Raw genomic sequence first — 22226 nt, 5'->3', positions numbered from 1 at the left:
CGGCACCGTGGCCAACGCGCCCAGGATGCCTCCGGTGCCGGTCGTCTCGGTCGTCGGAAGGGGCGACTCGGGGCGCACGACGTTGCTCGAGGGGCTCATCGCGGAGCTGACCGCGCGGGGATACCGTGTCGCGGCGGTCAAGCATCACGCTCACGAGACCGACATCGATACGCCGGGCAAAGACTCGTGGCGCCACTGGAGCGCAGGTGCGTACGTGACGATGGTGAGTGCGCCGGACCGATACGCTGTTTTTCGCCGTGTCGAGCGTGAGCGGACCCTGGTTGAACTTGCCGAGGAGGCCGGCGACGTCGACATTGTCCTGACCGAGGGCTTCAGGGCGACCTCTCCGAGATTGATCGAGGTGGTTCGCACCGAACGTTCGACGGTGCCGATCTGCGATCCGGAGGAGCTCTTCGCGCTGGCGACCGATGTTGAAGGCTTGGACCTCGGCCGTGTACCGGTCTTTGCGCTCGATGACATCGCCGGTGTCGCGGACCTCATTGAGGACGCGTGTCTCGGCCATGCCGATCGGATTGCCCGCGGGGACGGAGAGCGTTAATGGCGACCGATTCGTTTGGGCGGCGCATCGATTACCTGCGAGTTTCGCTCACTGACCGGTGCAACCTGCGCTGCGTCTACTGTATGCCCCCTGAGGGTGTGGCATGGAAGGAGCCTCGTGAGATCCTTGCGTTCGAGGAGATCGAGCGCTTCTGCGCCCTCGCGGTGGGGGAGGGTATCTCGAAGATCCGTCTCACCGGCGGCGAGCCGCTCGTGCGCAAGGGCGTGGTTGGCCACGTGCGTCGGTTGCGCGCGCTTACCGGCCTTGAAGCGATCGCGCTCACGACCAACGGCACGCTCCTCGCACGCTACGCTGAGCAACTTGCCGATGCAGGCCTGAGCCGGGTCAACATCTCGCTTGACTCACTCGACCCTGAGGTGTTCGCGCGCATCACGCGGGGCGGCCGACTAGAAGACGCGCTCGCGGGTATCGATGCCGCCTTTGCCGCGGGAATGGGACCGGTCAAGATCAATGTGGTCGTTGTCCGCTCGCTCGGCCAAGATCTGCCCGGTTTCGCACGTATGACCCTCGATCGCCCGGTGCACGTCCGCTTCATCGAGTACATGCCGGTCGGGGGCGTCGCCGAGGGTGAGTGTGAGCCGGGCGGAGAGGGTTGGACGCGCGGCGATCACGTCCCGGCGAGCGAGATCCTCAAGCGCGTCGCGGCAGGAGGCGAGCAGGCGGGTCTCGGCAGCTTGGCAGCTGTTGCGGGAAACGACGCGCCAGGCGGATGGGGTCCGGCCCGCTACTACCGGTTCGACGGGGCGCAGGGAACAATCGGCGTCATCACCCCGCTCACGCACCACTTCTGCGGCGAGTGCAACCGGCTTCGCCTGACTGCGGACGGCAGGCTGCGCGCGTGCCTGTTCTCAGACGCCGAGATAGACGTGCGTCCGGTGTTGCGCGCGGGCAGCGACGCGGAGGTGCTTGCCACGATCCGCGCCGCACTCGCCTCCAAACCGGAGAGCCACAGCATGCGCGTGGGTACCGCGCGCGGCATGTCACAGATTGGAGGGTAGCGAGCCAATGCGAGAGGAGAGTCCCATCACCGACGCTCACGGCCGTCTCACCCACCTCGACGATCGAGGCGAGGCGCGGATGGTTGACGTGGGAGGCAAGCCAGCCACGCGCCGCCGAGCGGTCGCGTCCGCGACGGTGATGATGCGGCCGTCCACACTGTCGATGATCGTCGAGGGTCGCGCTCCCAAAGGCGACGTGCTGGCGACCGCGCGCATAGCCGGTATCATGGCCGCCAAGCGCACGGCAGACCTCGTCCCGATGTGTCACCCAATCGCGCTCACGCACGCAAGCGTCGAGATCGCGCCCGCTGCCGATGACGGGATAGCCGGGGCTGACGGATGGGCTCGTGTGTTGATCACGGCCACGTGTGAGACCACCGGTCCCACCGGTGTGGAGATGGAGGCGCTGACCGCCGCTGCGGTAGCGGGCCTTACCCTCTACGACATGTGCAAAGCAATCGACCGCGGGATGGTCCTCGGCGAGATCATGCTAGCGGAGAAGTCAGGCGGCGCTTCTGGCCGCTGGGTTCGTGAGGAGGAGATGTGAGCGGCTCCGGTTGTGTCAACAACGTACCCGGTTTTGGCCGGGTAGTCTCGGTCAATCTCTCCGAGAAAAAGACGGTTCGCAAGACTCCTGGAAGAAGCGGGACGCTCGTGTTCGATCGCGGGTTCGCCGATGACGCGCACGCCGGCGAGTGGCACCGCCAGGTCTCGCTACTCGCGCAGGAGTCGATCGACACGATGGCAGCCAAGGGGCTCGACGTGGGCGCGGGCGATTTCGCCGAGAACATCACGACCGCCGGTGTCGATTTGCTCGCGCTTCCGGTTGGCACTGTGCTCAAGATAGGCGCCGATGCGGTGCTCGAGATCAGTCAGATCGGCAAGGTGTGTCACACGAAGTGCGCCATCTACTACCAGGCCGGCGATTGCGTGATGCCCCGCGAAGGCATCTTCGCAATCGTGCGCGCTCCCGGTGAGGTAAACGTCGATGATTCCGTGACGGTTGTGGAGCTCGGCGATGGCACGTGTGACCGCGTCCCGAGGCCAGATGACGTACTCGCGGATGGCTCCGATGGGTGAGCGAGCGCTCAGGATCGCGATCCTCACCTGTTCTGACACGCGCCCGCTCGCAGAAGACTCGGCGGGAACGGCGCTCGCGGAGCTCTGCCGAGCTCGCGGGTGGGAGGTAGTAGCGCACCGCGTGGTGCCCGATGACCGGTCGAGGATCGCCGAGACGATCGTCGAGTACGCTGACGATCTTGCGGCGGACACCGTGTTCACCTGTGGAGGCACCGGATTGAGCCTTCGCGATGTCACTCCCGAGGCGACGCTTGATGTGTGCGACCGGGTCGCGCCCGGCATTGTCGAGGCGATGCGCGCCGAGAGCATGCGCATCACCCGCCGCGCGATGCTTTCTCGAGCGACCGCGGCGTTGCGGGGACGCACGCTCGTGATCAACCTGCCCGGAAGCGAGAAGGCAGCCCGCGAGACGTTTGGCTTCGTCGCCGACCAGCTTGAGCACGCGGCCGAGATGATCGCGGGCGGGGGCCACGCGTGACACGTCGTGGTCACGCGGCGCGGCGCGCTCCCGCCACCCCGCGCACACCGGGCATCGATCCGCGGCCCGCGATCTACCTGGATCACGCCGCGACGTCGTGGCCTAAGCCGCAACCGGTGATCGAAGCGGTGACCCACGCGCTTACGCACCTCGGCGGCAACCCGGGACGCGGCGCATATCAGATGGCGCTCGCCGCGTCTCGCGCCGTGTTCGAGGCGAGACGCGAGTGCGCCGCTCTCCTCGGCGTGGCCGATCCGTCCCGCCTGGTATTTCAGCCTAGCTGCACGGCCGCATGCAACCTCATGCTCAAGGGGAGCTTGAGGGAAGGGGAGCGCGTTGTTGTCGGATCCATGGAGCACAACGCCATCGCTCGCCCGCTCGCTCGCCTCGCCTCACGAGCGGGTGTTGAGGTCGTCGTCGTTCAAGCGGACCCGTCGGGCCTCGTGGACCCTGGAGACATCGAGCGCGAGGTGCGCGCCGCTCCCACCCGGGCGGTCGTCTGTCAGCACGCCTCCAACGTCACCGGTGCGATCCAGCCGCTTCAGGACCTCGCCGACATCGCGCGCGAAGCGGGGGCGCTGTTGCTCGTCGACGGCGCTCAAGGGGCCGGGCACCTCGATGTCGATCTGGGTGAACTGGGAGCTGATGCGTACGCAGCTTCCGGTCACAAGGGATTGCTCGGCCCGCAAGGGGTTGGCCTTCTCTACGTTAGGCCCGGCCTCATCCTCGACGAACAGATCGAGGGCGGTACCGGCGCAGGCGCGTCGGAGTCACTAGAGATGCCCCCGGAGCTTCCTGACCGTTACGAGGCGGGAACCGCGAACATGCCGGGGATCGCAGGCCTAGGTGCGGGGGTGCGATTTCTCGCCGCTCAGGGCAGCGCGCAACGCGAGCGCGAGGCGGCGCTTGCCCGGCGCCTCCACGAGGGGATACTGGGTATTCGCGGGTTTCGCGTCTTGGGCCCTCCACCCAAAGTCGACCGTGTGCCGCTCGTTGCGGCGGTGCATGCGGAGGTCGAGGCAGACAGGATAGCCTTCGAGCTTGACCGTGCGCACGGTATCGCGGTGCGAGCGGGCCTTCACTGCGCACCATGGGCGCACGACACCGTGGGTACGCTTGCGTGCGGGGCCGTCCGGTTTGGCATTGGGTGGGACACCACGCAAGCCCAAGTTGATCGCGTCCTCGAGGTGCTCGCGGGGACGGTCGCGTGATGGCCGCACGTTGCCAACACCACTTCGTGATCTTTGGGTTTACCACCACACATGCTGCGCTCGACGCGGAGCGTGTGTTACTTGACCTGGGAGTGCCGCTTATCCCGGTACCCGCCCCCAAGGGTTTCGGGGCGCTATGTGGCATCGGGCTGAGGCTGGATGTGGCTGACGCGGTGCGTGCCGCCGAGTACCTGGACCGCGCGGGAATCGAAGTCGCGCGCAGCGTAGAGGTGGCGGATTTGTGAGCGTCGCGGCGGTGAGTTGTCACCTTGCCCTTACGGGGGCGCTGTGTTGAAATGTAACCGTTGTTACTAGCCCCTCAAGCCGGGTGTCCGGCACACACCCGGCTTCCAGATCGTGAGCGTGCGAGCGCGTCTGGCACGGGGGCTTGTCCGATGGGCTGCGAACGCGATTGTTTCAGCGTGCGTGGCGGCGATAGGGAGTAGGGGGTGTCAGAGATCGCACTGACAGAACTGAACGTCTGGCTGGATGTCGGATTCACGGCATTGTATGTCGTGATGGTCGTGGCGCTCACGGTCCACTTCTTCGGCAATATCCTTAGCGGGCGTATCAAGAAGAGGTTTGTCCACAAGCAGTGGCCGCACCACGACGGCCCGCCGATTCCGTTCCTCCCGAAGTTCCTCCATTTCCAGCACGTGTTCTCGATGTTCGCGCTTGGATTCACCGGTCTTTACATCCGGTTCCCGTTTTTTGACGGCGGCCGTACCGCCATGCGGTGGATCCACTACGTGTTCATGATCATCGTGACGATCAACCTGATCTGGCGTTTGTGGTATGCGTTCTTCGCGAAGCAACGCGACTACAGGGAGTTCGCGATCACCAAGCAAGACATCGTGACCGCGCCCAAAGTCGTCCTCTACTACATCTTTGTGAAGAGTTCCAAGCCGCATCTCGGCAAGTACAACGTCATGCAGAAGGGCACGTACACCTTGTTTGTGCCGCTCCTGATCGTTCAAGCGTTCACCGGCTTTGCGCTCGTCGTGGCGCCACTTCCGCTGATCGACATGAGTCCTCGCGACCTTCTCCTCGGCTGGTGGCTCGGCGCCCTTCTCGGCTCGACTGATCTCGCGGGGTGGTACGCTCGGACGGTGCACTACATCATCACGTGGCTGTTCATCATATTGACGACGATCCACGCGTATCTTTCGATGACCGAGGACTTTCCGGCGTTTCAGAGCTTCTTCGGTCTCCCAAGCTCTCACGACAGCCACGGCGGCCACGATCACCCGCCTACGTCCACTCACGCTAGCGGCACCGGGGCACTCGCGCCGTCGATGGGTGAGCGTGAATGAAGCTCAGTGCGCGCGCATACGCGGCGACTGCGATTGCGAGTTTGGCGTTCGCGTGCGCGATGGTCGCGGTTCACGGGTCCGCTCATGCTGTCGAAGACGACGCGACGCGGACTCACGTGGTGCCGGTGAACGGCTACGACGTCGACTTCACCCTTCCGACCGCTGCGAAAGCCGGGTGCATGGTCTGCCATGGCGACGAGAACCTCATCCGCCTGAAAGAGGATGGGCTTAGAAGCTTTTACGTGGACCCCGCGCAGCTAGAGGCGGGTCCCCACGCTGCCGTTCAGTGCGCTGGCTGCCACCTTGACTTCGCGTTTACGGCGCCTCACGTCCAATCCGGTGAGGATTGGCAACGAGTGTCCCGCTCGGCGTGCAAGAACTGTCACCAGGATCAGAACCGCGCGTTGGGTCAAGGCGTGCACAGGGGAGAAGTGGACGCTGGCGGCGTGACGCCGTCAGCTGAAACGACGATCGTCCCGCTGTGCGGTGATTGTCACGGCGGGCACGACATCGTCGCGCTCACAGACAACCCCGCAGGACAGAGCGGTATGCACGCCAACGGGTGGGAGGTCTGCGGGCGCTGTCATGAGGAGCACTGGGAGAACTACAACGATTACTACCACGGCAGGGCCTACCACAGGGGTGCGCTCGATGCCCCCGCGTGCTGGGATTGCCACGGCTACCACGACATATATCCGTCGGACGACCGACGCTCGCGAGTGCACCCCGACCGCCTCGCCCAGACGTGCGGCGCGTGTCATCTGGGCGATGTCAACGAGGGGTATCTTGAGTACGCCGAGCTAATACATGGCCAGGGCGAGATGCTCGCCGCCAACCCCCTCTACAGCCTTATCCAGCGGCTCCGCTCCGCGGTCGCTGACATGTTCAGCCGATGAGCTCGCGGGAGGTGTCCCGCGGTCAGTATTTGACACGGAATCAGAAAGGGTAGGGGAGATGACCTACAGGCTCAAGGCGTGGACCGGCATCCTCGCCTTCGCCGTCGCGCTTGTGTGCGTGGCGGCACTCACGAGAGTTCCGCATGCGTACGCCGAACAGGTGACGATCGACACTGGCGCTCCCGTGGTTGCGAGCGCGTGCAAGGTCTGCCACGGCCAGATCGCGGAAGTGGAGAGCGATCTTGTCGACTTCACTCACGCGACGCACATGTGGTTCGCGTGCTCCAACTGTCACTTGAGCTACCCCCACACCCCGGCCGGAACGGATGTTCCGGCGATGGTCGAATGCTGGAACTGTCATGGCCTCCAGCATGGGCCGATGGGATTGATCGCGGGGGACACCTGTGAGAAGTGCCATGGTGCGCGCGTCGAACGGCTGCGTCCCGAGTCCCACGTTGCCGAGTGGGCGGAGACGCCTCACGTGGATCCCGCCGAGAACGCTCTTCGCACGGAGTGTGCGATGTGCCACGATCGTGCCGATTGTGATACGTGCCATGCCGAGCGTGACGTCGAATGGCGCTCTGACGGCTTGACGTACGACGTGGGCGACGGATGTCTCGCGTGTCACGGCAATCCGGATCTCGCCAAAGCGTCGCGAGGCGGCTCGGAGTCGTACTTCGTCGATGAAGACGTTCTCGACTGGTCAGCGCATCGAGACATCACGTGTGTCGAGTGCCACGTCGACTTCAACTACACCGGCGAGCGTGGGGCGACACCGCTGTGGCAGGTGAATGCGGGCCTGGCGTGTCTCGCGTGCCACGAGGGTGCGTACGGCGAGCGGCCCGCGCAGGCTGAACTCGTCTCGGCGTACGAAGCGTCGATTCACGGGACACTGATCGCCGAGGGCGACTACACATCCGCGACGTGCGGTTCGTGTCACGGAGGACACAGTATCGCGCGCCTCGATACGGACGCCGCGAGGCGCGAGTTGCACTTCGCGTCGGAGCGGATGTGCGCTCAGTGTCACTCGGCCGAGTGGGCCACGTACGATGACTACTATCACGGTGCGCCTTACAAGCGCCGCGCTGGCCGAGACACCCCTTCATGCTGGGACTGCCACGGCTCTCACGAGGCGCTGCCGGTAAGCGACCCGAACTCGATGATGTACCCGGTCAACGCCGTCGCGACGTGCGGGGAGTGCCATCGCGGTTCCGGAGAGGCGTTCATAGAACACTCGGCGGGGCTCATTCACGGCCAGAGCGTCGCGAGGGACGAGAACCCGCTTCTCAGGTGGTGGCGTTCGGTGAGGGGTGGGAGTTAGCGTCGACTGATGAGCATCCGCCGCCGACATGCGCACACGATTGCGGCGGTCGCCATCATGGCGGCCATCTTCGCCGTGTCCGGCTCAGTACAGGGCGCAGGCACGACGATACCCAGTGAGATCGATCTCACTGGACCGGTTACCGCGAGTACCTGCTCGGCGTGTCATGCGCGGATCGCCGAGTCCCCTAACCCTGAGCTTGTGTTCAGTCACGGCGTTCACATCAAGCTCGAGTGTTCAGTGTGTCACGTCCGTCCGGCTCACGAGGCGGGCGTGACGTACTCTCCTTCGATGCGGACGTGTTTCGCGTGCCATGGTCTTGCGCACAGTGGCGCGGGAGTTATCGCCGCCGATGACTGCGGCTACTGCCACACAAGTGCGTTCCGCTTGCGGCCCGCGTATCACGGCGATGACTGGATCGCCCAACCGCACGCCCGGGCGGTTTCGCGCGGCGGGTTCAATGATTGCTTGATGTGCCACGACGCGCGTGCCCAGTGCGATGCGTGTCACCAGGAGATGGAGGTCGACACTCCTCCCACTCCGCCGATTTACCTCCGCGTCGTTCCAGCGCCGGAACCCCGGCCCTCGCTCGTCGTGCGTACGGAGGATCCGGTTGCCATCGGGCAGTGCGTGTTCTGTCACTCGGGGATTGATGAGGGGCTAGCGGAAGACGGCCTGATCTTCACCCACACCGTCCATCTCGAGCGTGACTATCGATGCGAGGTGTGCCACGAGGCGTTTCCCCACACTCCCGACGAGACCGCGCTGCCTACGATGCGCTCGTGCTACCGGTGCCACAGCGTCCAGCATGCGGGGAAGGGCGAGGTGGCGCCGGAAGAATGCCTTGCGTGCCATCCGTCCGATTTCAACCTCGTCCCGGCCGATCACACACCTGATTTCATAGCGCGCGACCACAGCGGACCGGCAGGTGAGGACCTCGTCAACTGCACGATGTGTCATACATCGCCGGTTTGCGCCGAATGCCATCGAGGCGAGAGGCAACTTGCCGATGGCTCCTTGAGCGCGCAGGTGATCCCTGACACCCACGAGCGTGTCGAGTGGATTGCGCAACACGGCGCGCCGTATCTCGGCGGGCGCGGCGGGTGTTCGATATGTCACACGAGCGAATCGTGTTCTCGCTGTCACCAGACGGCCATGCCGCACCCGACCGCGTGGCTGGCGTCGCACGCGGCCAACGGTTACTCGCGCGACGATTGCGGGGTGTGCCACACCGACCGTGCGACGTGTCAGGAGTGCCACCATGTGTCCGTGCGCGACGCTGAGCTGCGAGCAGAGAACTGCGTCGAGTGTCACCCCGAGGCGACCACCGAGCCGCCGACCGCGATACGGCGGATGGGCTTCGTCTCCCACGCGGTGCACTTCGATGTCGCCGAGCGGGTCGGCCGTTCGTACGTGTGCGACGACTGCCACATCGGCCTGACTGTCGCGCGGGTGCGGGGTGCGGGACGTCAAGCGTACGACACCGGGGCACACGATTTGCGTGTCTGCTATGACTGTCATGGTGCTCTCGATTTCCGTAACGTCGAAATCGCGCCGTGGCCCGGCTCTCAGCTGTGCCGCCGGTGCCATGCTGACCTGAACATCTGAAACGCCGTGCGCCTGCCCGGCCGTCGCTGACGAGGTGAGTGAGTCATGAGAATGTTTGACAACGTGCGATGGCTCGATGTGGGGATCAAGGGCGCGGCGGTGCTTGTTGTCGTCGCGGTGGGATACCTTGCGTACTCTGTGGTGATCACGCAGTCAGCCGAGCGCCGCGGGGCGCCCGCTTCGCGTGCGGTCGACAACTTGATCGCGGCGATCGAGGAGAGTCCGGATGACGCAGGTTTGCGCATCGCGCTTGCCGAGGCCTACGCCGCGGCAGGACAGCCACGGGAGGCCATCGATCAGTTCAACGCCGCGTTGGAGCTTGAGGCGAACCATCCCGACGCGCTCACGGGACTTGGCCTGATCGCCATGTTCCAAGGTGAGTGGGAGACCGCCGAGGGATACTGGCGCACGCTCGTCGATGAGCTCGAAGGCGGGCAGTTCTCACGCCTTGACCAGCGGCTCGGGACCGGGTACCACCAGCTCGGCATGACGCTCCTCGAGCAGAAGCGCTACGAGGAGGCCGCCCAATCCTTGCACGAGGCGCTCCGCATCAACCGCTCGGCCGCCGACACCCACTACGCGCTCTCAGTCGCGTATCGGGAGATCGGCTCGGAACGGAATCAGCGCACCTACCTTGAGAGCGCGCTCATGTTCGATCCGGTGATGCCCGAGGCCAACTACGATTACGGACTCCTGCTACTGGCCGAGGGATACGTGGCCGCCGCCGCCGAGCGCTTCCGCACATCGGCGGATGGCGCGCCTCCGGGAGTTCGCGAACCGTTTCAGGAGCTTGAGAAGCTTGGTCAGCACGCGGATCGTCTCGAGGCCGCGCGCGCGCTCGTCTCGAGCGACCCAGTGGCCGCGCTCACGGAAGCGCGCATCGCGCGCGCCTTGGAGCCGACCGATCTTGAGTCCGCGCGGCTGGTCGCCACGTTATATGAAAGTACTGGAGACCTCGATGCGGCAATGGACGCGTGGCAGCGCGTACTCGATCTGGCACCGGACGACGCCGAGGCCGCCTCGGCCGTAGAGCGTCTATCAGACACGAAGTGACGGGAAGCGCTCATGGTAAACGATCCCACATACGAAAGTGATCCTTTCGGCCGCTCTAACGCGCCGGCCTCCAGACGCAAGATCGTCGCTCTGCTGGTGCTCCTCGCCCTTCTCGGCACGGCGCTTTGGGCGATCTACTACCACAACACCTACCGGCGCCTTCCCGTGCCTGGTATCGGGGGAGGCGCCGAGGAGGTCGTTACCCCTCCCGAGTACTTGTACTCGATCACCGGACCCGAGGGGGATGGCGCTTTGAGCGAACCGCTCGGTGTCGACGTCTCGGCCGAGGGACTCGTCTACGTCACCGATCCCACTGCGGGCGAGGTGAAGGTCTACACGGTCGAAGGCGAGTATCGGTTCTCGTTTTCCGGCATCAATGACGAAGACGCGACGTCGCTCGTTACGCCCGTGTACGTCGAGGTCGCTCCCAACGGCGAGGTATACGTCACGGACCGCCGCCACCGGTCGCTTTACGTGTTCAGCCCGTCCGGCGAGTACCTGCGCAAGGTCGAGCCCGCTGACGCCGAAGAGGCCCGCATTTGGGCACCGCTTGCGATCGCTTTCGACGATGCGGGCAATCTTTGGGTGAGCGACGTGGGCCGCAACGACCTTCACCAAATCATCGTATTCGACCCTCAGGGAGTTGAGATCAGGCGGTTTGGAGGATTCGCGGCCGCCGAGGAGATCACCGACGCCCCCGGGCGCTTCTACTTTCCAAACGGGATTGTGGTGAGAGATGGCTTGGTGTTTGTGGCCGACAGCAACAACAGGCGCATCCAAGTCTTCGACGAGACGGGTGCGTTCGAGCGCATTATTCGCACATCCGGCATTCCGCGCGGCATCGACATGGACGGACAGGGGCGCCTCTACGTCGCCGATGCGCTTGCTCACCAGGGCGACATCTACGATGCGGCTGGTGAGCGGATCGCGAGCTTTGGCGGTCCTGGCGTGGGGCCTGGGCAGTTCCGCTACACCAACGATCTGGCGGTCGACACTCGAGGCTTCATTTTCCTCACCGACAGGGTGAACCATCAGGTGCAGGTGTGGGGGTGGCCTGATCCTATCGCGCCTGTCCCAATCGTGCCGGAGACTCCCGTGCAGTGGGCGTTTTGTCTGAGCCCGCTCGTGCTTCTTCCCCTGCTGCTCCTGGCGCGCCGCCGCCGTTTCGTAGTGACCGAGGAGTTCCTCGAGCAGATCGCCGCCGCCGGTCTCATCGGCAAGATGGCCGAGAGGAAGCGTTGGCGGTGGATCGTTCCCGCCGAGGAGTTCGAGCGCTACAAGGGCCGCGAGATCAACGGCGTGGCGCTCGGTGATCTGCTCACCCCGGAGGTCTACTCCGACTCGGATACGAAGAACCTCATGGATCGAAGCGGCGTGTCACATGACGTAGCGGCATTGCTCGTGCTTGCCCGGCGCGCGAAGACGTTGTGCACCCAAGACCCGGAGATCGCGCGTGTAGCTCGCGCGCTCGGCATCGACGCGTACGATGCGCGCCTGTTCGCGGAGCGGGTACTCGGGACCTCACCTGAACGGTCCCGATAAGGGGACGAGGCGCGAACGGTCTCACACGCAACGGTCTGCCTGGCCGAGCGGCGCCCCGGCGTTGCGGAATACGGTACAGGGTATGTGATCCATCGGTTGACACGGGTGCGCCATATGGTATCCTATCCGTGGATGGTATTGTAACATTTGTTACAATACCGCTCGATACAGCAAGTACGTAGCTCGAAAGTGACAAATGGCTCATTGTTCCCGAGCTCCGTTCACCTAAAACCGGAATGGTCATGGTGGCGGGGCCGATAGGGTGTCGTGGGAAACTGCGGCGCCTCCCGGCGGAAAGGGAACTGATGCATCTAGCGGGCTCCCCGGCATAGGGGCCTGCGGTGGTCGGTGCGCGGGGTAAGGGAGCGGAGATGAGATGAAGACCGGTTCAGTGGCAGCCGCATGAGCGGTCGTCTTCTGTGCCGGTTTTTGTGTTTCTTCTCTCAACCCCCACGATGTGCGAGGGGAAGGAGGCGTTCTACGGCGACGCGCGATGCGGGCGGACTGGCCGCTCGAAGGACGATCCGCGAGGTCTCATGAGAGAAGCGCGGAAGAGAAGAGAGGGTAAACGCATGGGTACTCACGACAAGGGCAAGGATGGAGGGAAGTTGCACCTATCGCGCAGGGATTTCTTGAAGGCAAGCGCCGCCACCGCGGCTGTTGGCGCCGCGGGTCTTGAGTTCGCGGCCAAACCTTCAAGCGCCTTTGCTGCGACGGTAGCGGCCACCTACCACACCACTTGTCCGTACTGCTCGGCGAGCTGTGGACAGCTCGTGGATGTTGATTCCGCAGGTAACGTGCTTGATGTATACGGCGATCACATGTCGCCGATGAACGATGGAGGATTGTGCGCTAAGGGCGCCGGCGCGTACCAGCTCGTGACCAATCCGCGCCGCATAGGCGCATTTTCGAGCCATCCTGAAAACCCGGTCTTTAACTACGACCCGAGCTTCACTGATGGCGTGGCGTATCGCCGCGAGGGCAACGGGCCATGGAACAAGGTGAGCCTCGATGCCGCCATGACCGAAATCGCTACTGGGATGAAGGCGGCTCGTGACGCGAATGGTAGAGCGCCGTCGGTTGAGAACGGTTACAACTCCAAGCAGGTGGCGTTCTTTGGCTCATCACACCTGAACAACGAGCAGAACTTCACGTATCGCCGCTTGATCGCTCAGTTTGGAACGACAAACATCGAGCATCAGGCGCGTGTTTGACACTCGTCCACGGTGGCCGGTCTGGCCGCCGCGTTTGGACGAGGCGCCATGTCGAACAACTGGAGCGACATAGGCAACGCTTCGCTGATCGTGGTCATGGGAGCGAACCCCGCCGAGAACCACCCGGCGTGCATGGCTCACATCAACCACGCTCGGGACAGGGGAGGCAAGCTCGTCGTTCTTGATCCCCGCAAGACACGAACGGCGCTGCAGTGCGATCCCGCGAAAGGCGAGCGCTTCATCCGTTTCCGGCCCGGAACCGATGTCGCGATCATCAACGGCATCACTCGTGGAATCATGGAGAGGATGAACACCGGCACTGGAGTCGCACCGGCGGTTCGTGCGAAGTTCTTCGAGTTTCTCAACGAGACGAGTGCGAATCTGTTCTTCCCTGACGGCGGTACCGCGACGGTTTCTGTTCCGGGCGGCTCCAAGTACACGGACGCCCGCTTCGTCGTCAATCCTGCGGGAACGGACTACGTGCGCGAGACTAAAACCGACGGAGCGAACACGTTTTCAAACTTCCCGGTCAAAGCAGCGACTGTTGATGCGAATCCCGATACGGTCTACAACCGGCTCTGGGACCATGTTGCACCGTACACACCCCAGATCGTCGAGGATGTATCAGGTGTGAGTCCGGCGGATCTTGAGTTCATGGTCAACGCCTACATCGACCACAGTCGCGCTGCTAGCGTTGGGCCGGTCACGGGTACTGGTTCGCAGGATCCCAGGGTAGGTGTTGCGGGTGGCTACCGAGTCACCACGATGCTCTATGCCATGGGTCTGACCCAGCACACGCACGGCGCTCAGAACGTGAAAGCGTTCGCTGTGCTTCAGTCGATCACAGGAAATGTGGGTCGCGCCGGCGGCGGTATCAACGCGCTTCGCGGCATCCACAACGTCCAGGGCTCGACCGACATGGGAGTGCTCGCGCACCTCATCCCCTTCTACTCGGGGAACCCCACGCAGATGACCGCGGGCGGGACATATACGCTTCCGGGCACCACCCCCACCAACGATACAAACGCGTTTGGCAAGTACATGGACACCCTCTGGGGCAACTCGGTTAACTCAGGGGGCACCTACGATCGCGCGTACGTGACGACCGCAATGGGCGGCCAGCAGCGGGGCTTTACCAACCTTACCTACAATTTCTTTGGGGATGGGTCTTGGATGACCACCCCCGGTCTCGACCGTACGGTCACAAACGCGCTATACGACCTGTGGCCCAAGACCAACGGCGATCTGCACACGATGATGTTCCGCAAGATGGCCGCGGGAACCATCAAGGCCGCGGTGATCTGGGGGCAAAACCCCGCAGTCACTCAAGCCAATCTGAGCGCGGTCCGCAAAGGGCTAAGAGAGCTCGACCTGTTAGCGGTTACCGACCTCTTCGAGACGGAGACCGCTGCGTGCGATCGCAAGCCCGGCAGCGTGACTTTCTTGATTCCATCGTGCTCACATGTGGAAGAGGCAGGCAGCACCGCCAACTCCGGCCGTGTCCTGCAGTGGCGCGAGAAGGCCGTGAATCCCATCGGCAACAGTAAGTCAGATCTCGAGCTACTGTTCCGGCTCGCCTACGCGTTCGACCAGGCCGGCGCGTTTTCGCACATCACCGCACGGTGGTCTGCGATTGGCCGTCCCGAGACAAGCGCGTACGACGTCTTCTACTACAACCGCTACGGTTACAAGCCCGGCGTGTCCCCGTCGTTCGAGTCGCTCAGCGGAACCGCGGAGATATGGCGCGGTGACGATCCCGCGCCGCATTCGGGCACCGTCACCGGCAGCGAATGGATCGCCGAGCGCATCTATCGTGAGCTTTGCACCCCCGCGGTCGGCGCCTCGTGGCTCTACACGGGCGCGTACAACGCGAGCAGCAGTCCGATCAGCGGCACCGACACCCGGGAGCAACGGCTCTTTGCGAACACTCACCCCAACCAGCAGGCGTGGAAGGTCTTCAACCGCGCCAAGAGCCGCGACACCAGTGATCCTAACGGCACCCTTGCCTACCCGGGCTGGGGTTACGCGTGGCTCGTCAATCGCCGCGTTCTCTACAACAATGGCGACGTTCCCGGTGACGTGCTCGACTTCTACATGAGTCCTGATTCGATTTCTCGCTTGTTTGTAACGGACACGGCACTTGCGGGCATCAATCTCAACTACGCGAGGTGGTACCGTTTCTACCATCGGCTGTCGGACATGCCGGACAATGTAGGCTCTCCGCAGAGTGTCCATGTTATTCCGGGACGCTTCCCAGCCCATACCGAGCCATACGAGACTCCGTTGGCGCAGAGTGACCCGAAAGGTCTGCTCCCCAAATTTGGGCGCAACACCACGATGGGCACGGGGTTTGGCGGTCCTGGCGGCACGCAGTGGAACCTCGCGCCGACGGACACGCTGATTGTGGGCAAGAACGTGGCCGATTCGAGCTTCGACCTGGTGCTCACCACTATCAGGTGTGTCGAGCACTTCCAGGGCGGTCCCATCACGCGCAACAATCCGTGGAACCATGAAGCTGAGCCCGAGCCGTGGATCGAGATTAACTCGGTCGACGCAAACAGGTGGGGGATTACGTCCGGAGACTACGTCAACGTCATCACGGCCCGCGGTGAGTCGACACAGGCGAGCCAGGCGGTACTGTCGCCTAACGCCGGCACGTTCGCCAAGGGTTTTGTGGCTCGCGTGGGTGTTGGCATGGCTGACAATCAGCGGGTTGGTCCAGGCGTGGTCGCGATCCCATGGCACTGGGGCGAGCGAGGACTGTCTGTTGGTTCGCGCGCGAACGACCTTACGGTCGACGCGGGGGACGCCAACACGACGATCCCCGAGTACAAGGCGTGTCTGTGCAAGATCCGGAAGATCAATACGTAAAGGAGGTGGTGAACGATGAGTGAGATGGCGATCTTCCAAGATGTCGACAAGTGCATGAGGTGTCGCGGGTGCGTTCTGAGTTGCAAGCGCACGTGGAGGATGAAGGCTGACGACCCCGGCATACACAAGGTCGCGCCCGATTCGCGCGTGATCATCAAGTCGCAAAAGCGGATCGACAATGGTCCGTTCATCCGCTTCAGTTGCTGGCACTGTCCTGATCCACCCTGCGTGAAGCGCTGTCCGTTTGGGGCGCTTGCCAAGCAGGCGAATGGCGCGGTTTCCATCGATCCGGATCGCTGCGATCCGAGTCGCTGTAATCGTCAGTGTCAGCTGGATTGCAACCGGGCCGGTTACCCGAAGATCGGTGTGGGAAGCGACGAGTTCGCCTCCGCCAAAGCATGGAAGTGCACGATGTGCTTTGGGAGAGCCGGCTCCGCTGCTGCCATCGCATCCGCGACCACGCAACGCGGCAGGTCGTACGGCACACCGCTTCCTTCAAACGGCAACAATCTACCTGGCTCAGCACACGTCGCCGAGATGGATCACGAGCCGAGCTGCGTCTACACCTGTCCCGCCAAGGCGATGAAGTGGGATACTCGTTCCCGCATCCGCGCCTACATCAACGACCCGGCCAACGGGTACGTGTCGGCGCAAGGTGACGGAAACGTGTACTGGGCGAGCAAGAAGGCAGTCATCATCCAGCCAAAAGCTGATCCGTTCATCGAAGACCACATCACACCGATGGTGTCGAACCTGTTGAACGGACCGTTCGCGAAGGCGGCCCTAGTGCCGACCCTGCTCGCTGGCGGGTTGCTTGCCGTGATCGCACGCCGTCAAGCAAACATTGAAGAGCCAGCCGAAGTGAGAGAGAGGTGATTGGAATGCGGAAGTTGTCACTAGTGCTTGCGTTTGCCGTGGTCGCGTCCGTGCTCCTGATCGCCCCAAGTGTCGCTCTAGCGAACTTCGGTGTTCATGGTGGCTACTCGATGGATACCGACGCGTGCGCCGGTTGTCACCGCGCCCACACGGCCGCGAGCAGCATCACGTGGACGAATCGGGACGGCGATCGTCGTAGCGCGCTTTTGCTCTCGACGGCGACCGAGCTCTATCAGTTCTGCTTCACGTGCCACGGCGGTGCGGCCGCGGGTGCGGACACCAATGTGGTAGACGGTGTCTATGAAGGAACCGCTTTTGGCACAACAGGTATGGGCCTGAACAGCGGCGCGTTTGGTGACCATGTCGTTGGCAGGAACAAGCATACCTATGTTGGCGGTTCATGGGGTGCGTGGGGCGGTGGCGCCACAGGCCGAGAGGGCATCATCTCGACGGGTTACGGCAACCAGATCGTGATGACATGCGGCTCGTGCCACGATGTGCACGGCAGCTCCAACTACCGGCTCCTTAAAGACGTCGTCAACGGTGTGACGGTTGGCGGCTACACGGAGCCGACCCCGGGCAACTACGTGCCGAACCCGTACGTGATCTCAAATGAGGTCAACTACCCCGGTTCTGGTTGGTTGCTTCACGATCCCGGAGCGGTGCAGATGGGCCTGTACCAGCCCAACTACACGTCGCCGATGTATGCCAAGGCTCCCGGCAACGATCCCACTCGTGGCATCAGCGCATGGTGCGCCGCATGCCACACGCAGTATCACCGTCCAGACCTTGCGACTTCGAGCGTGTACGACGCGAACGACGGGTTCGGGTTCGTGACACGTCACCGTCATCCGGTGAACGTCGAACTCGGCAACTACAAGGGTCCGCGTTCGCTGATAGTCACCGACCAGGCGCTCCCGCTCGCTCAAGAGTTTGGCGGCTGGACTCCTGAGGGCAGCGCGACTGACTGGATCGATTGTTTGACGTGTCATCGCGCGCACGGTTCCGACGCGGAGATGACAGGGTACGCCAATGTGTGGAACTCCACGGATCCTGAGCCTGACACGGGTGTGGGCGCAGTGGATCCGGGAACCAAGAACGCGTTTCTCCGGATGGACAACCGGGGTGTCTGCCAGTCGTGTCACAACAAGTGACATTTGCGCATGATCGTAAGCGCGCCAAGCGCAATCGAGGGGAGGGCCGGGCCACGCCTGGCCCTCCCCGCTATGTCCCGCCCCTCAAGGCCGCGCTGCCGCTTGCGGCAGGCGTGTGGCTTGTCCTCGCGCTGTGCGCTACGGCGGCGTTTGTGTTGCAGACCGCCGTGGTGCCGCATGCGTCGACAGCGCAGCTCGTCACTGCGGTTACCGTAGGGGCGCTACTCTTTCTCGGTGTATTTGGAGGGATGCCCCGTGCGGGCGACTTGACGTCGCTTGGCGCGCGCGATGGGGCGTTCGTCGCGTGTGCCGGTGTTCTCGGCGCGGCGGCCGCACCAGCGCTTGTGGTGGCCAACCGTGCGAGTGACGTGCCGCCCGGCGCGGTGGTGGCATTCTGGACGATGGCGATCTGGGGCGCGCTGTTCTTGCTCATTGGGGCGGTTGCCTCCCGCATGCCCGTATACGCCGCGGCGGCTCTGCTCGGGGTGGCCGGAGCGATGGGTGTTCTTGGTAATTGGGAGCGGCCAAGCTCGTTTTCTCTGCTCGTAAGGTATCCCGATCGCGAAGTCGCGATGTTGCTTGCCGGTGTGCTGTTCGTTGGCGCTTCGTACACCCTAGCGCGACTCGCACAGAAGCACGGTCAACGCGGCGTGTACCTGCCCGCGGCCATCAGCGGGGTTGTTGCCGCTGTCGCGGTAGGGACGTTCGCGGGCGCAGGCGGTCTCACCGGGCTTGCGCCCTCGCCAGCTGTCGCTTCGTACGGTGCGGCCGGCGGACTGATGTTCGCGCTCGCCGTGCACGTGACGCGAACGGTGGGAACCCGCTTTACGGGGACCGCGTTTCTTGTCGGCCCGCCGCTCATCACGGCTCTTCTGTTCGTGGAGGAAGCGACGGGGGTTTTCGGCCCGCGACCGGTTCTGCTTGAGGCAGCCGGGTGGTCGACGTTGGTGATCGGCGCGGCGGTGGTTGCGGCATTTATTCCCGTGCCGGGCACGGCGACGCATGCCCCAGTCTGGGCGCACATGCGTGCGTCGCTCGCTCGCAACGCGCTCGCGCTCATTGCGGCGGTGTTCGCGATTGCCGGTTTGGTGGCGCCGGGGGTCGCGGTGACGGTCACGGGCCGGACAGGCGAGGGTGCCGCATTTAACGCCGAGTTTGTTCTGGAAGGGTTTCGCACGACGGGTGGATGGCTCGCGTTGGCGATCGCGATCCTCTTGGCTGCTACGTTGGCACGTCCGCTCGGACGCCGCGGGAGAGCGGCGGCGGCGGTCGCGGGCGTCTGTGCCGCAGCAGTGTACTTCTCTGTGCGCTTCACACCGATCCAGACGTGGATTCCGTGGATCCCCCCGGAGTTGCAGCACGATTACGGCACCGAGTATGCGAATATCGTGTTTGCGCCGGTGGAAGTCACACTGCAGGTTGCCGCCGTCGCCGTCGCGTGCGTCACGCTTGTCGCCCATGCGGCGTGGAAATCGCGACGCCCCGAGCCAGATGCCGAGCGTTAGCCCCGCGTACATCAGGAGGTAGATGTCAATGAGGCGAGTGACACCGATCATCCTCGCTATCGCGGTAGCAGGGGCCCTTGCCTTTGCGCCCGGCTGCAGTCGCAAGATGGTGCAGGTGGAGTCAGGCGAGATTGTTCTTTGCACCGAGGGCCACGTCGTTTCTGACACTGTCGAGCAGCGTGAGGTGCCCGCTGATGAAGTGGCCGAGCATGGCGTGACCACACGAGTGATCACGTGTGACCTTCACACCAAACTCGCGGCGCTCGATGAAGCTGCTGAGAAGGCACGTGCCGCAGGCGATCTCGAAGCGGCTGAGCGGGTGTTGGCCGAGATGGCAGAGCTGGATGCGGAGTACAGAAGCGCCGGAAGGCGCCTCGCCGAGATCAGGGGAGAGCGCGGTGCTGCGGGCACAGGCACCTCCACCGGCGCTGCGGGTGGCGGCACGTCCGGCACGTCGCCCGGGCCAGGCGACGGCGGAGGTGGGACGCCTCCTGGTGAGGGCAGCCCGGTAGTGGGTCCGATCGCGAACCTCGTTCACTACGTGCCGGACAAGATTCCCGGCTTCGTGGGACAGTCGCTCGTGTCGGATCCGTTTGTGTTGTTCCGTGACTACATGCCTGTCAATAGCGGTCCAATCGTTCAACTCTCCGTCGAGGTCGAACAGTTCAAAGACGCAAAGCAGGCGCAACAGATGCTCGGTGAGCGGGTACGTGAACGCTTCGTGACGTCAGGTGAAGACGTGAGGATCGGCTCGCTCGACGGGTTTGTTGGCACGCGCCCGAACTACGTCCGGCTCGGGATGACCGATCGTGGCATCTTGATTCTGCTCGAGTTCTACACGACATCGGACAATCCGGCCGAGCACAAGGGTGCGATCATCGAGGCCGCCAAGGCGATCGCTGGATCGTGAGCCGGTGAACGCGACCACCCGCCGCGCATCAGCGCATGATCGCGCCCGCCCCCCCTCCAGGCTCACAGGAGTGCGGCGCAGGCGAAGACGGCTGGTCGTAGCGGTATGTGCGGCGTTCGCACTGGGCGTTGCGGGTGTTTCGGCGGATGCGCGCCGGTTGCTCGCTGGGGAGGTGGCACCGCAGCTGATCGCTGACGCGGCAAGCGCGCTCATCGCGACACCTCGTTTCGCTTACGAGTTCACCGGGACGGAGGAATTGCCTCTTCAGCGTCCGGTGGGAGTGTGCGTGGCAGGGGAAACGGTCTTTGTCACCGACTCGCTCGCGGGGCACGTCGTAGCGTTTCAGGGCACGGGTATCTCGGCGCGCGCCATTGGAGGAGAGCGGCTAGAGGTTCCGGTTGGAATCGCGTGCGACGAGGCCGCCGAGCAGATCATCGTCGTTGATCGAGGAATAGGTGCCCTAATGGTGTTCGCGTTCGACGGCTCGTTCGTCGAGACGATCACGCCGGTTGATGCTGAAAGCCAGCCGGTTGAGTGGGCTCCTGTAGCGGTCGCGTTTGCCGAGGATGGCTCGATTCACGTGACGGATACCGCCAAGACAGGGCACCGTGTGTGGCACCTTGACCGCTCCGGTGAGGTGCTCGGCGTGTCACCGCCTGCAGCCGTGCTGCCTGGCACCCCAGGCGGGTTCGATCACCCCAACGGGATCGCCTCGCGTGACGGGCGCACCTGGGTTGCCGACAGCAACAGCCGCCGTCTCGTAGAGCTTGACGAGGACGGTTCGATCGTCCGTTCGATTCCCCTTGGCAGGTTGATCAGGGGAGTTGAGCTCTTGCCGCCGAGCGAGCAGGCAAGACGCCCGCACTTCGCGCTCGTCGACGCGTTCTCGCACGAGGTCGTCCTTGTCAACGATATCGGGACGGAACTCGGACGGATCGGAGGCCCCGGTTTGGGAGCCGGCGGCCTGTCCTTTCCAAACGATGTCGCGGTCAGCGCGGACGCTCTCTACGTAGCGGACACCGGGAACGCCCGAATTCAGGTGTTCGAGTGGGCCCCTCCGGACGCTCGCGTGCCTTTGGCGTGGCCGGGTGGCCCGAGCTGGTACGGTTTGATCGCGGCACCATTTCTCCTCTCGCCAATCGCGTTACTCGCGCTCGTCCGGACCGTGCGTGTCGTCGCCTCCCGTGAGGCGCTCGACCGTCTTCGTGATGTTGCCCAGGCTTCGAGGGGATGGCGGCCGGTGCGCCTCATCGTGACCCCCGAGACCGCCGATGGAGCGCGTCGCCGTCCCGGTCCCACCGCGGAGGTCTCTGAGTACTCGCATCCCGATGCGACCGCGCTCGATGAGAGGTTCGAACTCGGGTCTGAGCTCGCGGCGACGCTCTCGCTCGCTCGGCGCCACCGGGTCTTACTTACCGAGCACTCATCGCTTGCGGCGGTAGCAGCCGCGAGCGGCATCGATGTACTTGACGTGGCCGGATTCGTTGAGGAGTTCGCGTACTCGGCGCCACGCCCAGACGGGGACCGTGCTGTTAGAGACCCGGAGGACGCAGACGGATGATTGGCCGGATGCGGGGCATGTCGTTTGCTGATGTGTGCATGTTAGGTGCTCCATG

Annotated in this window: 19 protein-coding genes, 1 pseudogene and 1 riboswitch; all 20 genes and pseudogenes read left to right on the top strand. The window is 63.9% G+C overall.

Going from position 1 to position 22226, the window contains the following annotated elements; genetic code table 11:
• Positions 1–34 precede the first annotated feature (34 nt).
• A complete protein-coding gene (gene mobB / locus KGZ40_06170; protein MBS3957094.1) occupies positions 35–559 on the top strand; it encodes a molybdopterin-guanine dinucleotide biosynthesis protein B in 525 nt (174 codons plus the stop codon).
• Entirely contained in the window at positions 559–1578 is a 1020-nt protein-coding gene (gene moaA / locus KGZ40_06165; protein MBS3957093.1) for a GTP 3',8-cyclase MoaA, read from the top strand. The genes mobB and moaA overlap by 1 nt, the downstream gene beginning before the upstream one ends.
• A 7-nt stretch (positions 1579–1585) precedes the next feature.
• Positions 1586–2125 carry a cyclic pyranopterin monophosphate synthase MoaC gene (moaC, locus tag KGZ40_06160; GenBank protein MBS3957092.1) on the top strand — a complete coding sequence of 180 codons (540 nt, stop codon included), beginning with the start codon at positions 1586–1588 and terminating at the stop codon, positions 2123–2125.
• A pseudogene (locus KGZ40_06155) lies at positions 2122–2589 on the top strand (hypothetical protein). The gene moaC and the pseudogene KGZ40_06155 overlap by 4 nt, the downstream one beginning before the upstream one ends.
• 61 nt (positions 2590–2650) lie before the next feature.
• Positions 2651–3136 (top strand): MogA/MoaB family molybdenum cofactor biosynthesis protein, encoded by a 486-nt coding sequence (locus KGZ40_06150; GenBank protein ID MBS3957091.1) that lies wholly within the window; start codon positions 2651–2653, stop codon positions 3134–3136.
• Positions 3133–4347, top strand: a complete 1215-nt coding sequence (locus tag KGZ40_06145) for an aminotransferase class V-fold PLP-dependent enzyme (protein MBS3957090.1) — start codon at positions 3133–3135, stop codon at positions 4345–4347. Before KGZ40_06150 ends, KGZ40_06145 begins: the two co-directional genes overlap by 4 nt.
• Positions 4347–4592 carry a DUF3343 domain-containing protein gene (locus tag KGZ40_06140; GenBank protein ID MBS3957089.1) on the top strand — a complete coding sequence of 82 codons (246 nt, stop codon included), beginning with the start codon at positions 4347–4349 and terminating at the stop codon, positions 4590–4592. The genes KGZ40_06145 and KGZ40_06140 overlap by 1 nt, the downstream gene beginning before the upstream one ends.
• A 204-nt stretch (positions 4593–4796) precedes the next feature.
• Entirely contained in the window at positions 4797–5660 is an 864-nt protein-coding gene (locus KGZ40_06135; GenBank protein ID MBS3957088.1) for a cytochrome b/b6 domain-containing protein, read from the top strand.
• Complete coding sequence (locus KGZ40_06130) at positions 5657–6556, top strand: hypothetical protein (GenBank protein ID MBS3957087.1); 900 nt, start codon at positions 5657–5659, stop codon at positions 6554–6556. Before KGZ40_06135 ends, KGZ40_06130 begins: the two co-directional genes overlap by 4 nt.
• A gap of 58 nt (positions 6557–6614) precedes the next feature.
• Positions 6615–7877: a hypothetical protein gene (locus KGZ40_06125; GenBank protein ID MBS3957086.1), complete on the top strand. Its 1263-nt coding sequence runs from the start codon at positions 6615–6617 to the stop codon at positions 7875–7877.
• Between the two features lie 9 nt (positions 7878–7886).
• On the top strand, positions 7887–9485 hold the full coding sequence (locus KGZ40_06120; protein ID MBS3957085.1) for a hypothetical protein: 1599 nt from the start codon (positions 7887–7889) through the stop codon (positions 9483–9485).
• A gap of 45 nt (positions 9486–9530) precedes the next feature.
• Positions 9531–10538: a tetratricopeptide repeat protein gene (locus KGZ40_06115; GenBank protein MBS3957084.1), complete on the top strand. Its 1008-nt coding sequence runs from the start codon at positions 9531–9533 to the stop codon at positions 10536–10538.
• A 12-nt stretch (positions 10539–10550) separates the two neighbouring features.
• A complete protein-coding gene (locus KGZ40_06110; protein MBS3957083.1) occupies positions 10551–12080 on the top strand; it encodes a hypothetical protein in 1530 nt (509 codons plus the stop codon).
• A gap of 196 nt (positions 12081–12276) precedes the next feature.
• Positions 12277–12397: riboswitch (molybdenum cofactor riboswitch) on the top strand.
• Positions 12398–12652: 255 nt separating this feature from the next.
• Complete coding sequence (locus KGZ40_06105) at positions 12653–13294, top strand: twin-arginine translocation signal domain-containing protein (protein ID MBS3957082.1); 642 nt, start codon at positions 12653–12655, stop codon at positions 13292–13294.
• Positions 13295–13342: 48 nt separating this feature from the next.
• Positions 13343–16165, top strand: a complete 2823-nt coding sequence (locus KGZ40_06100; GenBank protein MBS3957081.1) for a molybdopterin-dependent oxidoreductase — start codon at positions 13343–13345, stop codon at positions 16163–16165.
• 15 nt (positions 16166–16180) lie between these two features.
• Entirely contained in the window at positions 16181–17041 is an 861-nt protein-coding gene (locus tag KGZ40_06095; GenBank protein ID MBS3957080.1) for a hypothetical protein, read from the top strand.
• 5 nt (positions 17042–17046) lie between these two features.
• Positions 17047–18195: a hypothetical protein gene (locus KGZ40_06090; GenBank protein MBS3957079.1), complete on the top strand. Its 1149-nt coding sequence runs from the start codon at positions 17047–17049 to the stop codon at positions 18193–18195.
• The gene (locus KGZ40_06085; protein MBS3957078.1) at positions 18180–19700 is read left to right on the top strand and encodes a hypothetical protein; all 1521 of its coding nucleotides are present in this window, start codon (positions 18180–18182) and stop codon (positions 19698–19700) included. The genes KGZ40_06090 and KGZ40_06085 overlap by 16 nt, the downstream gene beginning before the upstream one ends.
• A gap of 22 nt (positions 19701–19722) precedes the next feature.
• The gene (locus KGZ40_06080; GenBank protein MBS3957077.1) at positions 19723–20610 is read left to right on the top strand and encodes a hypothetical protein; all 888 of its coding nucleotides are present in this window, start codon (positions 19723–19725) and stop codon (positions 20608–20610) included.
• A 70-nt stretch (positions 20611–20680) separates the two neighbouring features.
• Complete coding sequence (locus tag KGZ40_06075; GenBank protein MBS3957076.1) at positions 20681–22171, top strand: NHL repeat-containing protein; 1491 nt, start codon at positions 20681–20683, stop codon at positions 22169–22171.
• Positions 22172–22226 lie beyond the last annotated feature (55 nt).

Source organism: Clostridiales bacterium, assembly GCA_018333995.1.
GTDB lineage: Bacteria > Actinomycetota > Coriobacteriia > Anaerosomatales > SLCP01 > JAGXSG01.
This window is presented reverse-complemented; position numbering and strand designations above follow the sequence as displayed.

Excerpts from the sequence above, each read along its gene's own strand:
- moaA (MBS3957093.1), top strand. The coding sequence starts at position 559 with ATGGCGACCGATTCGTTTGGGCGGCGCATCGATTACCTGCGAGTTTCG.
- KGZ40_06090 (MBS3957079.1), top strand. The coding sequence starts at position 17,047 with ATGCGGAAGTTGTCACTAGTGCTTGCGTTTGCCGTGGTCGCGTCCGTG.
- KGZ40_06140 (MBS3957089.1), top strand. The coding sequence starts at position 4,347 with ATGGCCGCACGTTGCCAACACCACTTCGTGATCTTTGGGTTTACCACC.
- KGZ40_06130 (MBS3957087.1), top strand. The coding sequence starts at position 5,657 with ATGAAGCTCAGTGCGCGCGCATACGCGGCGACTGCGATTGCGAGTTTG.
- moaC (MBS3957092.1), top strand. The coding sequence starts at position 1,586 with ATGCGAGAGGAGAGTCCCATCACCGACGCTCACGGCCGTCTCACCCAC.
- KGZ40_06095 (MBS3957080.1), top strand. The coding sequence starts at position 16,181 with ATGAGTGAGATGGCGATCTTCCAAGATGTCGACAAGTGCATGAGGTGT.
- KGZ40_06105 (MBS3957082.1), top strand. The coding sequence starts at position 12,653 with ATGGGTACTCACGACAAGGGCAAGGATGGAGGGAAGTTGCACCTATCG.
- KGZ40_06150 (MBS3957091.1), top strand. The coding sequence starts at position 2,651 with ATGGGTGAGCGAGCGCTCAGGATCGCGATCCTCACCTGTTCTGACACG.
- KGZ40_06110 (MBS3957083.1), top strand. The coding sequence starts at position 10,551 with ATGGTAAACGATCCCACATACGAAAGTGATCCTTTCGGCCGCTCTAAC.
- KGZ40_06125 (MBS3957086.1), top strand. The coding sequence starts at position 6,615 with ATGACCTACAGGCTCAAGGCGTGGACCGGCATCCTCGCCTTCGCCGTC.
- KGZ40_06080 (MBS3957077.1), top strand. The coding sequence starts at position 19,723 with ATGTCAATGAGGCGAGTGACACCGATCATCCTCGCTATCGCGGTAGCA.
- KGZ40_06115 (MBS3957084.1), top strand. The coding sequence starts at position 9,531 with ATGAGAATGTTTGACAACGTGCGATGGCTCGATGTGGGGATCAAGGGC.
- KGZ40_06120 (MBS3957085.1), top strand. The coding sequence starts at position 7,887 with ATGAGCATCCGCCGCCGACATGCGCACACGATTGCGGCGGTCGCCATC.
- KGZ40_06100 (MBS3957081.1), top strand. The coding sequence starts at position 13,343 with ATGTCGAACAACTGGAGCGACATAGGCAACGCTTCGCTGATCGTGGTC.